10 protein-coding genes and 1 tRNA gene are annotated in these 11546 nt (G+C 72.9%); 4 read left to right on the forward strand and 7 right to left on the reverse strand.

Annotation, left to right across the window (positions count from 1 at the left end; translation table 11 throughout):
- Positions 1-49 precede the first annotated feature (49 nt).
- Complete coding sequence (gene topA, locus PP1_RS14855; RefSeq protein WP_050802524.1) at positions 50-2953, forward strand: type I DNA topoisomerase; 2904 nt, start codon at positions 50-52, stop codon at positions 2951-2953.
- Between the two features lie 93 nt (positions 2954-3046).
- Here the strand turns inward: topA and PP1_RS14860 are convergent, their stop codons facing one another.
- Positions 3047-3520, reverse strand: a complete 474-nt coding sequence (locus PP1_RS14860; RefSeq protein WP_010240921.1) for a GatB/YqeY domain-containing protein — start codon at positions 3518-3520, stop codon at positions 3047-3049.
- Positions 3521-3558: 38 nt separating this feature from the next.
- On the opposite strand from PP1_RS14860, the gene PP1_RS14865 reads away from it, so the two are divergent.
- Together PP1_RS14865 and PP1_RS14870 are read left to right on the forward strand one after the other, a co-directional pair.
- Positions 3559-4509 (forward strand): metallophosphoesterase, encoded by a 951-nt coding sequence (locus PP1_RS14865; protein ID WP_010240923.1) that lies wholly within the window; start codon positions 3559-3561, stop codon positions 4507-4509.
- A 47-nt stretch (positions 4510-4556) separates the two neighbouring features.
- Positions 4557-4633 (forward strand) — tRNA-Pro (locus tag PP1_RS14870).
- Positions 4634-4716: 83 nt separating this feature from the next.
- Here PP1_RS14870 and PP1_RS14875 read toward each other — a convergent pair.
- Positions 4717-5451 carry an SDR family NAD(P)-dependent oxidoreductase gene (locus PP1_RS14875; protein WP_010240925.1) on the reverse strand — a complete coding sequence of 245 codons (735 nt, stop codon included), beginning with the start codon at positions 5449-5451 and terminating at the stop codon, positions 4717-4719.
- A 105-nt stretch (positions 5452-5556) separates the two neighbouring features.
- Complete coding sequence (locus PP1_RS14880) at positions 5557-6147, reverse strand: TetR/AcrR family transcriptional regulator (protein ID WP_010240927.1); 591 nt, start codon at positions 6145-6147, stop codon at positions 5557-5559.
- 175 nt (positions 6148-6322) lie between these two features.
- On the opposite strand from PP1_RS14880, the gene PP1_RS14885 reads away from it, so the two are divergent.
- Entirely contained in the window at positions 6323-7240 is a 918-nt protein-coding gene (locus PP1_RS14885) for a TIGR03564 family F420-dependent LLM class oxidoreductase (RefSeq protein ID WP_010240929.1), read from the forward strand.
- Positions 7241-7244: 4 nt separating this feature from the next.
- Here the strand turns inward: PP1_RS14885 and PP1_RS14890 are convergent, their stop codons facing one another.
- The 4 genes from PP1_RS14890 to PP1_RS14905 all read right to left on the reverse strand — a co-directional run bounded on the left by PP1_RS14890 (position 7245) and on the right by PP1_RS14905 (position 11501).
- The gene (locus PP1_RS14890; RefSeq protein WP_010240931.1) at positions 7245-9149 is read right to left on the reverse strand and encodes a S9 family peptidase; all 1905 of its coding nucleotides are present in this window, start codon (positions 9147-9149) and stop codon (positions 7245-7247) included.
- Positions 9150-9259: 110 nt separating this feature from the next.
- Positions 9260-9991, reverse strand: a complete 732-nt coding sequence (locus tag PP1_RS14895; protein ID WP_010240932.1) for a MerR family transcriptional regulator — start codon at positions 9989-9991, stop codon at positions 9260-9262.
- Positions 9992-10065: 74 nt separating this feature from the next.
- The gene (locus PP1_RS14900; protein ID WP_010240934.1) at positions 10066-10323 is read right to left on the reverse strand and encodes a DUF4287 domain-containing protein; all 258 of its coding nucleotides are present in this window, start codon (positions 10321-10323) and stop codon (positions 10066-10068) included.
- Positions 10324-10376: 53 nt separating this feature from the next.
- Complete coding sequence (locus PP1_RS14905) at positions 10377-11501, reverse strand: DUF418 domain-containing protein (protein WP_010240936.1); 1125 nt, start codon at positions 11499-11501, stop codon at positions 10377-10379.
- Between the last annotated feature and the right edge of the window lie 45 nt (positions 11502-11546).

An 11546-nucleotide genomic window follows, 5' to 3' on the forward strand; every position in this document is an offset into this window, starting at 1 on the left:
CAGTCGTCGCAACAGGCGCGACGCCGCCGAGGAGATGAGGTAGGACCACGTGGCAGCAGCGACAACGGGAACGGGTTCGGCACGCACGTCGGGGGGCAGCACTCGCAAGCCCACCTCGACGGCGAGCGCGTCCGACCGTCCGGTCCGCCGCCTGGTGATCGTCGAGTCGCCGAGCAAGGCCAAGAAGATCCAGCCCTACCTGGGCAACGACTACGTCGTGGAGTCCTCCGTCGGCCACATCCGCGACCTCCCACGGGGGGCCGCCGACGTCCCGGCGAAGTACAAGGGCGAGTCCTGGGCGCGGCTCGGTGTCGACGTCGACAACCAGTTCAGCCCGCTCTACATCGTGACGCCGGAGAAGAAGAGCACCGTCTCCGAGCTGCGCGAGGCCCTCAAGACGGTCGACGAGCTCCTGCTCGCGACGGACCCCGACCGCGAGGGCGAGGCCATCGCCTGGCACCTCCTGGAGACCCTCAAGCCGAAGGTCCCGGTCCGGCGGATGGTCTTCCACGAGATCACCGAGTCGGCGATCCGGGCGGCAGCGGAGAACACCCGAGAGCTCGACCAGGACCTGGTCGACGCCCAGGAGACCCGCCGCATCCTGGACCGGCTCTACGGCTACGAGGTCTCCCCCGTGCTGTGGAAGAAGGTCATGCCGAAGCTCTCGGCGGGCCGCGTGCAGTCGGTGGTCACCCGGCTCGTCGTGCAGCGCGAGCGGGACCGGATCGCGTTCCGCTCCGCCGAGTACTGGGACATCTCCGCGACCCTCGACGCCGGCGCCGAGGCGACCCCGCGGACGTTCGGCGCCCGCCTGGTCCAGGTCGACGAGCGCCGCGTCGCGACCGGCCGCGACTTCGACTCGCTCGGGCAGCTGAAGAAGGCGGCCCAGAACAACAGCGCCGACGTCGTCGTCCTGAACGAGGCCGAGGCCCGCCGGCTCGCCGAGGGGCTCGAGGGCCGGAACCTGACCGTCGACTCGGTCGAGTCCAAGCCGTACACCCGCAAGCCGTACGCGCCGTTCACCACGTCGACGCTGCAGCAGGAGGCGGGCCGCAAGCTGCGGTTCTCGTCGGAGCGCACGATGCGCAGCGCGCAGCGGCTCTACGAGAACGGCTACATCACGTACATGCGTACGGACTCGACCACGCTGTCCGACGCCGCGATCCAGGCCGCCCGCGCCCAGGCCCGGGAGCTCTACGGCGACGCCTACGTCGCCGACAAGCCGCGCCAGTACACCCGCAAGGTGAAGAACGCGCAGGAGGCCCACGAGGCGATCCGCCCGGCCGGCGAGTCGTTCCGGACCCCGGGGGCGATCGCCCGCGAGGTCGACGGCGACGACTTCCGGCTCTACGAGCTCGTCTGGCAGCGCACGATCGCGTCCCAGATGAACGACGCCCGCGGCACCACCGTGAGCGTCCGGATCGGTGGGACGGCCGGCACCGGCGAGAAGGTCGTGTTCGCGTCGTCCGGACGGACGATCACCTTCCCGGGCTTCCTCAAGGCCTACGTCGAGACCGTCGACGACGGCTCCAAGGAGCAGGCCGACGACGCCGAGTCCCGCCTGCCCGAGCTCACCGAGGGCCAGGCGCTCACCGCCGACGAACTCACCCCCGACGGGCACTCGACCAGCCCGCCGTCGCGCTACACCGAGCCGGCGCTGGTCAAGGTCATGGAGGAGCTGGGGATCGGCAGGCCGTCGACGTACGCGTCGACGATCAAGACCATCCTCGACCGCGGCTACGTCTGGAAGAAGGGCTCCGCGCTCGTCCCGTCCTGGGTGGCGTTCGCCGTCGTCGGGCTCATGGAGCAGCACTTCGGCCAGCTCGTCGACTACGACTTCACCGCCGAGATGGAGGACGACCTCGACTCCATCGCCTCCGGGAACGACTCCCGGGTGCACTGGCTGTCCGGCTTCTACTTCGGGTCCGAGGACGCCGCGCCGGACGACACCGGGTCGGAGATCGCGAAGGCGGGTGGGCTGAAGAAGCTCGTCGGCTCGAACCTCGAGGAGATCGACGCCCGCACGGTCAACTCGATCGTCATGTTCGCCGACGCCGCGGGCCGCGACGTCGTCGTGCGGGTCGGCCGGTACGGGCCGTACCTCGAGCGGATCGTCGACGGCGAGTCCCAGCGCGCCAACCTCACCGACGGCCTGCCGCCGGACGAGCTGACCGAGGAGATCGCCGAGAAGCTGTTCTCGGTGCCGCAGGAGGGCCGCAAGCTGGGCACCGACCCGGTGACCGGCCACGAGGTCGTCGCGAAGGAGGGCCGGTTCGGGCCCTACGTGACCGAGCTCCTGCCCGAGCCGGAGGTGCCCGAGGGTGCCAAGAAGAAGCCGGCGAAGCCGAAGCCGCGGACCGGGTCGCTGTTCAAGACGATGTCGGTCGACACCATCACCCTGGACGAGGCGCTGAAGCTGCTGTCGCTGCCGCGCGTCGTCGGCAACGACCCGGAGTCCGGTGACGAGATCACCGCGCAGAACGGCCGCTACGGGCCGTACCTGAAGAAGGGCACCGACTCGCGGTCGCTGGCCGATGAGGAGCAGCTGTTCACGGTGACCCTCGAGGAGGCGCTGGAGCTCTACAAGCAGCCCAAGCAGCGCGGCCGCGGGCGGGGCGCCGCCCAGCCGCCGCTGCGCGAGCTCGGCGAGGACCCGTCGACCAGCAAGAAGATGGTGATCAAGGACGGCCGGTTCGGGCCGTACGTCACCGACGGCGAGACCAACGCCAGCCTGCGCAAGGGCGACGAGGTCGAGGCGCTCACCGACGAGCGCGCCTCCGAGCTGCTCGCCGAGCGCCGCGCGAAGGCCCCGGCGAAGAAGAAGCCGGCCCCGCGCAGGACGGCGGCGGCGTCGAAGAGCGGCGGGTCGACGGCCCGCAGCACGGCCAAGAAGACCGGGACGACGGCCGCGAAGAAGCCGGCGACGCGCACGCGCAAGTCGCCGACGACCTGACCGTCGCACACGAGAGGGCCCCGTCCGGCACGTCGCCGGGCGGGGCCCTCCCTGTGTGGTGCGTGCCGAGGCTGCGCACCCTCAGGCGCGCGCTCAGCCCCCGGAGAGGGCCTTCTTGACGGCGGCGGCGACCCGGCCGCCCTCGGCGCGACCGGCCGCGGCGGCGTTGGCCTTCTTCATGACCTGGCCCATCTGCTTCATCCCCGGCGCCGCACCGGTCTCCGCCTCCACCTCCGCGACGGCCGCGCGGGCCAGCCCGGCCACCTCGTCGTCGTCGAGCTGGGTGGGCAGGTAGCGGGCCAGGACGTCACCCTCGGCGCGCTCGCGGGCGGCCTGCTCGGTCCGGCCGCCGTCGGCGAACGCCTGTGCCGACTCGGCCCGGCGCTTGGTCTCCTTTGTGAGGACGGTGCGGACCTCGTCGTCGGTCAGCTCCCGGGCCGACTCCCCCGCCACCTCGGCCGTCCCGATCGCGGTCAGCGCCGAACGCAGGGTCGTCCGGACCAGCTCGTCCCGGGCCTTCATGGCGGCCGTCAGGTCGGTCCGCAGCTGCTCCTTGAGGGTGCTCACGGCTGGCCACGATAGTCCTGAGCCGTAGGCTGGAGCGCGTGAGTACCGTCCGCACCCTCGCCAGCCTGGCCGCCGGAACCGTCGCGACCGGAGCCGCCGGGCTCGGGTACGCGGCGGGCGTCGAGCGGCGGCACTGGACGCTGCGGCAGGTCGAACTTCCGGTGCTCGACCCGGGGGCGCGGCCCCTGCGGATCCTGCACCTGTCGGACTTCCACCTCACCCCCGGCCAGCGCAGCAAGATCCGCTGGATCGCGTCGCTGGCCGCGCTCGAGCCCGATCTCGTGATCGACACCGGGGACAACCTGGCGCACCCGGACGCCGTGCCGAACGTCCTCACCGCGCTCGGGCCGCTGCTCCACCGGCCGGGCGCGTTCGTCTTCGGCAGCAACGACTACTACGGCCCCACCGCGAAGAACCCGGCCCGCTACCTGCGCCGCGGCGACACCCGCCGGGTGCACGGCGCGCCGCTGCCCTGGCAGGACCTGCGCGCCGCGTTCCGCGAGCACGGCTGGGTCGACGCGACGCACGCCCGGCACCTGCTGGAGGTGGACGGCCGCACCGTCCGGATCGCCGGCGTCGACGACCCGCACCTCAACCGGGACCGCTACCCGCGGATCGCCGGCCACGACGCCGACGCCGACCTCCGGCTCGGCCTCACCCACTCGCCCGAACCGCGGGTGCTGGACGGGTTCGCCGCCGACGGCTACGACCTGGTCCTCGCCGGCCACACGCACGGCGGGCAGCTGCGCCTGCCCGGTTACGGGGCGATCGTCACCAACTGCGGGATCGACCGGTCCCGGGCCCGCGGAGCGAGCCGCTGGGGCAGCCACACCCGGCTGCACGTGTCCGCCGGGCTGGGCACCTCGCCGTACGCGCCGGTCCGGTTCGCCTGCCCGCCCGAGGCCTCGCTGCTGACCCTCGTGCCGCGTCCGACCAGCGCCGACGCGGGGAGGGCCACCCCCGCGCAGGCCGTGCCGGGCGTCGGGTAGAGTTCTCAACGGCTCGCAGGAGACCCCAGGTCGACGCCCGGGCCACTCGGGGTGTGGCGCAGCTTGGTAGCGCGCTTCGTTCGGGACGAAGAGGTCGCAGGTTCAAATCCTGTCACCCCGACCACACAAAGGCCCTGGTCAGAGACTCACACGAGAGTCGCGGACCAGGGCCTTCGTCGTGCGTCCGGGCAGCCGCGGTGCGCCCCCTCAGACCTGGGCGTACCCACCGTCGACGGCGAGCTCCGAACCGTTGACGTAGCTGGACGCGTCCGAGGCGAGGAAGACGGCGGCCGCGGCGATCTCCTCGGGCTCGGCCAGCCTGCCGAGCGGAACCGAGGCCCCGGCGGCGGCGAGCTCGTCGGGCGGGAGCAGGTCGACCAGACCCTGCGTGCGGGTACCCCCGGGAGAGAGCACGTTGATCCGGTACCGGCGTTCACCGGCGCCGTGGGCGAACCCGCGAACCAGGTTGCGGATCGCAGCCTTGGTCGCCCCGTACACGGGCAGGTAGGACTCGGGCCGTGAGACCGCCGTCGATCCGGTCAGGATGATCGACGCCCCGGGCGAGAGCAGCGGCAGCGCCTTCTGCACGGTGAACAGCGAGCCCTTCACGTTGGTGGTGAACATCGCGTCGAACTGCTCCTCGGTGATCTCGCCCAGCGGCGCCACGATCCCGATCCCGGCGTTGGCGACCAGGACGTCGATCCGGCCCGCCTGCTCGGCGACCGTGGCGTAGAGCGCATCGAGGTCGTCGAGCCGACCCACGTCGCAGCGGATCCCGGTCACCCCGGGACCGAGCTCGGCCACGACCTCGTCGAGCTGCTCCTGCCGGCGGCCGACGACGAACACCCGCGCCCCCTCGGCACGGAAGGCCCGCGCGATCGCCAGCCCGATACCCGCGTTCGCACCGGTCACGACCGCGACCTTGTTCTCCAGAACCGGCATGGTGACTCCTGACCAAGTTGTTGACTGATCCGTCCATAACACTGGATATGGACCATTCGGTCAATAACAAGGCCGGTGTCGTGGCTCACGACCACCCGGGGAAGCTCAGGGCGTGGGCAGCAGCCCGTGGAGCAGGGTCTCGGCCATGGCCGACAGGACGGCCGGGTCCTGGCCGACCCGGCCGAGGACGAGCAGGCCGAGCTGGCCGGCGAGCACTGCGTGGGCGGTCTCGTCCGGGTCGACCCGGGCTGCGACATCGCCCTCGCGCTGCGCCCGCCGTACCGCCTCGGCCAGCAGCGTGGTGGTCGCCGCGTAGCTGCGCCGGGCCTCGGTGGCCACCTCCGGGGTGCTGACGGACAGCTCCATCGCCGTGTTGGCGAGCAGGCAGCCGCGCCGGGCCTCCGTCCCGCCGGGGTCGCGCAGCGGACCGGTCACGAAACCGCGGATCACGTCGAGAGCGCGGTCGGCCTGGTCGAGCCAGGCTCGCAGCATCCGGTCGTTGGCCTCGTCGTACTCGCGCAGCACCCGCAGGAACAGGCTCTGCTTGTCCCCGAAGGCCCCGTACAGACTTCCCTTGCCGAGCCCGCTGGCCGCCAGGAGATCGTCGAGCGAGGTCCCCGCGTACCCGTTGTCCCAGAACGCGGCCTGCACGGACGACAGGACGCGCACCTCGTCGAACTGGCGTGGACGTGGCATGGGCCGAGGCTAGTCATAGTGGACCGACCGGTCCAGCACCGCACCGGAGAGCCCGCCGGATACGCGACGTTGCCGATGCGGGAACCACTCCACCGGCGCAAACCTCGTACGGCGACACGACCGGCCCGCCGGGCAGCGGCGACGGCCGGCGATGCGGCTCCGCCGGAGGTCAGCCATGCGCACGAGCCTGTTCACCTACTTCCACGACAGCCCCGGACCGTCGCCGGTCGACGACTACGTCCGCGACCTCCGTGCGGCCCGCGACGAGGGGTTCGGCCACGCGTGGACCGTCCAGCTCCCCTGGGATCCGGACGCCCTGGTCACCCTGGGGATCGCGCTGCGCGAGATCGACGGGATGACGCTCGGCACCGGGGTGCAGCCGATCCAGCTGCGGCAGCCGATGGCACTCGCCCAGTCGGCGCTCACGCTGAACCTCGTCGGCGGCGGCCGCTTCCGCCTCGGCATCGGGCTGACCCACGCCCTGATCTGCGACGGCATGTGGGGCGTGCCGTGGGACCGGCCCCTCCGGCGCATCACCGAGTACCTCGACGGCCTCCTGCCCCTGCTGGCCGGTGACCGGGCGGACGTGACCGGGGAGCTGTACACGACCCGCGGCACGGTCGCCCTCGCCGGCGCCACCGCCCCGCCGGTGTACCTGGCCGCGCTGGGACCGCAGATGCTCCGCGTCGCCGGGCGGCGCACGGCGGGCACGATCACCTTCCTGACCGGTCCACGGACGCTGGCCGGCCACGTGGTGCCCACGGTGCGGGCCGCCGCGGCCGAGGTGGGCCGCGAGGCCGAGGTCGTCGCGGCGCTGCCGGTCTGCGTCACCGACGACGCCGCCAAGGCCCGCGAGCTGGCCGCCGAGACCTACGCCCTGTACGGCGACCTGCCGTCCTACCGGGCGATGCTCGACCGGGAGGGCGTCGAGGGCCCGGCGGACGTGGCGATCGTCGGTGACGAGGACGAGGTCGGCGCCCGCCTGGACGAGCTCGGCGACGCCGGGGTCGCCGAGCTCGCCGCGCACGTCTTCGGCCCGGGTGACGAGGAACGTGCCCGCACCCGCGCGCTGCTGCTGAGCAGGGCCGCATAGCGGGTCAGACCGTGGTCGACGACCGTCCACCCAGGTGGCGGGCAAGGAAGCGTTCGAGCGTCCCGTACAGCTCGATGTTGCTGTCCGGGTTGACGAACCAGTGGCCCTCGGTCTCGTTCAGCAGGTACTCGACCTCGGCCCCGCGGGAGCGGAGCGCGTCGGCGATGCGGTCGGAATGACGCCGGGCCACGCGGACGTCGTTGGCGCCGTGGATCAGCAGCACCGGTGCGGTGATGTCGTCGACCCGGCTGACGGGCGAGCGGGAGAGCATGTCGGCCTCCTGGCGGGGGTCGTCCGCGTCGCCGATGTAGCGACCGTAGGAGTTCCGGACGCTGCGGCGGGCCGCGGGGATCACGGAACGGACCAGGTCCGCCAGGTCGGACATGCCGGTGTAGCTCGCCGCGGCGGCGAACCGGTCCGGGGTGAAGGCGGCCCCGACCAGCGCCGCGTAGCCGCCGTAGGAGCAGCCGTAGATCGCGACCCGGGCGGGGTCGCTGTAGCCCTGCGCGACAGCCCAGTCGACGGCGTCGATCAGGTCGTCGTGCATGCGCCCGGCGAACTCGCCGATCGCGGCCCGGGTGAATGCCTGGCCGTACCCGGTGGAGCCGCGGAAGTTCACCTGGAGCACGGCGTAGCCGCGGTTGGCCAGCAGCTGCACCTCCGGGTCGTAGCACCAGCTGTCGCGGTACCACGGGCCGCCGTGCACCAGCAGCACCGTCGGCAGCCCGCGGGGTTCCACCCCGACCGGCAGGGTCAGGTGGCACGGCAGGCGCAGCCCGTCGCGGGCGGTGACGGTGACCGGGGCGACCGGGGCCAGGTCGGCCGGGTCGAGGTGCGGGTACGGCCGGAACAGGCGGCGCGCCTGCCCCGTCGCGTGGTCGTAGAACCAGGTGAGGCCCGGGTCGCGGTCGTGGGTGAAGTCGACGACCCACCGCTGCGCGCCGGCGTCGCACGACACGTGGCCCAGGTCGCCGTCGGACAGCTCCGCCAGCCGCGGCAGCACCTCCGCGAAGTGCGGGTCGAGGGCGTGGACGTCCTGGCGCTCGCCGAGGTAGCGGGCCCCGAGCAGCTCGCCGGTACCCGGGTGCAGGATCAGCGAGGACGGGAACCGCGGGTCGGCCTCCGGACGGGGCGTGTCCAGGTCGAACACGGGGTGGGAGTCCACCCCGGTCTCCTCGCCCGTCGCCAGGTCGAGCCGGGCCAGGCGGGTGCGGTCCGAGCCGCGCGCCGAGCCGATCCACAATCCGCTCCCGTCCGGGGTGGGTGCGATCGGGGAGACGCCGAGGAGGAGATCGGTGAAGCGGGCGATCGGGGTGGGGTCGCCGTCCGCCCACTCCGACAGGACGTGGTCACCGTTCTCCTCCATCGTGAAGACGAGCAGCCGGTCGACGGTGCGGAGCCAGATGAGGACGTCGCCGGGATTCTCCGCGACCAGGGTCAGCCCGCCGGTCGCGAGATCGAGCTCGTAGAGATCGGCCAGCTCGGGACGACGCCTGTTCAGCTGCACGAACGCCGTGCCCGGCCGGTCCGGCGGGAGCTGTGTGCCGAGCAGGCGCACCCCCTCGAAGGGCGTCAGGTCGGCCGTGGGCTCGTCGGAGCTCTCCGGATCCGCGCGGTGCAGGTGCCAGTTCTCGTCGCCGTCGGTGTCCTGCTGGAAGAGCAGGTACCGGCCGTCGACGGACCAGAAGAAGGTGTCGACGTTGCGCCGGGTGTCGGAGGTGATGCGCCGGGCGCCGTGGTCGTCGCCGGGGGTGGACCAGTCGGAGTCCACGTCGCGGACGAACACGTTGAGGCGCTCCCGCCACGGGGCGAGGTAGGCGACCTTCGTCCCGTCCGGGGACAGCAGGGCGCGGCTGCGGGTGGGCGGGCCGAAGAACTCCTCGACGGTGATCAGCTTCGGAAGGGGCATGACGTGGCCTCCGGGTGCGACGGGTGCGGGTCGTCCCCGACTCCACGCCCCGACGTCGCGTCGGGCTCAAGCCCGCCCGGGGATGATCCGGGTCACACCGTCGTCGCCGGTCAGCCCTCGTCGACCTCGGCCAGCCGCTGCCGGACCAGGCGCAGGACGCGGTGCTGCACGGGCCGGAGCGTCTGCTCGTTCAGCTCCTCCATCAGCGCGGTCACGCGCGTGCCGAGCGGGGGCAGGCCCGCCAGCCGCGCCGTCACCGGCCCCAGGTACGCCGCCAGGTCGTCGACCAGCGCGGTGATCTCGTCGTCCCCGGTGTCCGGTCCGAGCGCGTAGAAGCGCGCCGTCAGCGGTGCGGGCGCAGCCAGGCCGTCGCCGAACAGGGCGGTGAACCCGGCCGGTCCGTCCGTGCCGAGCAGGTGACCGGCCAGGACGAGCTGCTCGTGCTCGAAGCGGGCCATGTCCGCCGGCGTGCCCTCCCCGGGGGCCGACCGCCATGCCGACAGCTCCGGGGGCAGGTCGGGTGGGGCACCGCTGCTGCGCAGCGCGGCGATGTCGGCCCGGCGGGCGGTGAGCCGCTCGATGTCGGCGGCGGCCCGGCGATCGAGCTCGTCGAGCAGTTCCTCCGCGGCCGCCGGGTCGTCGAGCACACCGGGCAGCGCGGACAGGGGGATCCCGAGCGCCGCCATCCGCGTGATGCGCAGGAGCCGGACGAGGTGCCCGACGTCGTAGTGCCGGTAGCCGCCGGCCGAGCGCGGAGGCTCGGGCAGCAGGCCGATCTGGTGGTAGTGGCGCAACGTGCGGACGGTGACACCGGCCAGGTCGGCGAGCTCGCTGCTGAGCACCGCGACCTCCTTCCGACTCCGGACAGCAGAGGACGACAGTAGAACGACGGCCCGGCGGCGAGGACACCGCAGCGCTACGCGCTGCGCCCGTCCAGCCGGAGCGGCTCACCGCCGTTGTAGCGGTCGGCGACGGCGTCCGGGCCCTTGGTGATCAGCTGTGCGAGGTTCGCGGCGTGGCCGTGCCCGAGCCCGTAGTCGGACTTCAGCCAGGCGATGATCTCCCCGGCCTTCGCGGTGGCGAGCCCCCGCTCCTGCGCGAGGTCGAGGAACGCGCGCGGGGTGATGCCGGTCTGCGCCTCGGCGTTGTCGAGGTAGGTCTGGAATCCGCTCATACCGATACAGACCGGACGCGCCCCGGGATCTCATCGGCGTCCGGCCAGTGAGATCACCGACGGCGGAGCGGCTGCCGGCACCAGTAGGTGGCCGAACGCAGCACCCACTCGACCGGCCCGAACCGGAACCGGCGCAGCCACCACCGGCTCGCGACGAGCAACAGGGCGAAGATCGCCAGGGCGATCGCGAGCGTCCCGAGTGTCGGCACACGGTCCACGAGTCCGGCCGCCGGGAAGATCAGCAGGCACAGCCAGCCCTGCGCGAGGTAGTTCGTCAGCGCCGTCCGCCCGGCCGGGACGACGACGCCGAGCATCCGCCGTCCGATGCCCGTCCGGTGCAGCAGGAGCAGTCCCGCGACGTACGCGGCGACGAACGCCGGTGCCGTCAGCAGGGACAGGCCCCGTGCCACCGCGGCGGCCGGGTCGAGCCCGCCCTCGACGGGCGCGAGCACGGACGGCACCGCACCGGGCACCCCGACCACGAGCCCCGTCACCAGGACCGTCCACAGTGCCGCATCGGTCGGTTCGCGCCGGTGCAGCAGGCCACGTCTGCCCGCCGCGAGTCCGAACAGGACCAGGGCGAGGTAGTCCGGCAGCGAGAGCAGGGTCGTCGGCAGCTCGGCGAGCCGGTCGGCGAGGAGCGCGACGAACGGGTTCCCGGGCGGCGGCACGGGCGGCACGGGCCCGGCCGCGACGTCGGGCCCCGACGCGAGCGACGCCGTCATCCCGTAGAACGCCGCGACCGCGAGCAGCAGGATCACCCCGGCCCGGACCGCGTTGCCCGTGCTGATCCGGCGCATCGCGACCGTGATCGCCCCGGCCACGGCGTAGACGGCGAGCACGTCGTGCGTGAGCCCCAGCAGGAGCAGCACGGCCATCCGGCGCCCGAGCCGGCGCACCGTCGTGCGTCCGGTGCCGGACCGTTCGAACTGCGTCGCGATGCCGTACCCGAACAGGAACGCGAACAGCATGTGGAACTTGTCGACGAGGAACAGGCGGCGGACGTCCCGCACCAGTTCGTCGATCGGTGCCGTGCCGGGCACCGTCTCGGCGACGGACCAGATGTTCACGAGCAGGATGCCCAGCAAGGCGACACCGCGCAGGACGTCCAGCACGACGACGCGGTGCGCGCCGGTGACGAGGGGATCGGGCGGGACGCGGTCGGTGCCAGTACCCACGAGCCTCCAGGTGCCCGTCGCGGTCGATGATCGACACCGTCTCGT

This window comes from Pseudonocardia sp. P1 (assembly GCF_000178675.2).
Classification (GTDB): domain Bacteria; phylum Actinomycetota; class Actinomycetes; order Mycobacteriales; family Pseudonocardiaceae; genus Pseudonocardia.

Excerpts from the sequence above, each read along its gene's own strand:
- PP1_RS14880 (WP_010240927.1), bottom strand. The coding sequence starts at position 6,147 with ATGCCACGTCCACGCCAGTTCGACGAGGTGCGCGTCCTGTCGTCCGTG.
- PP1_RS14890 (WP_010240931.1), bottom strand. The coding sequence starts at position 9,149 with ATGCCCCTTCCGAAGCTGATCACCGTCGAGGAGTTCTTCGGCCCGCCC.
- PP1_RS14885 (WP_010240929.1), top strand. The coding sequence starts at position 6,323 with ATGCGCACGAGCCTGTTCACCTACTTCCACGACAGCCCCGGACCGTCG.
- PP1_RS14900 (WP_010240934.1), bottom strand. The coding sequence starts at position 10,323 with ATGAGCGGATTCCAGACCTACCTCGACAACGCCGAGGCGCAGACCGGC.
- PP1_RS14875 (WP_010240925.1), bottom strand. The coding sequence starts at position 5,451 with ATGCCGGTTCTGGAGAACAAGGTCGCGGTCGTGACCGGTGCGAACGCG.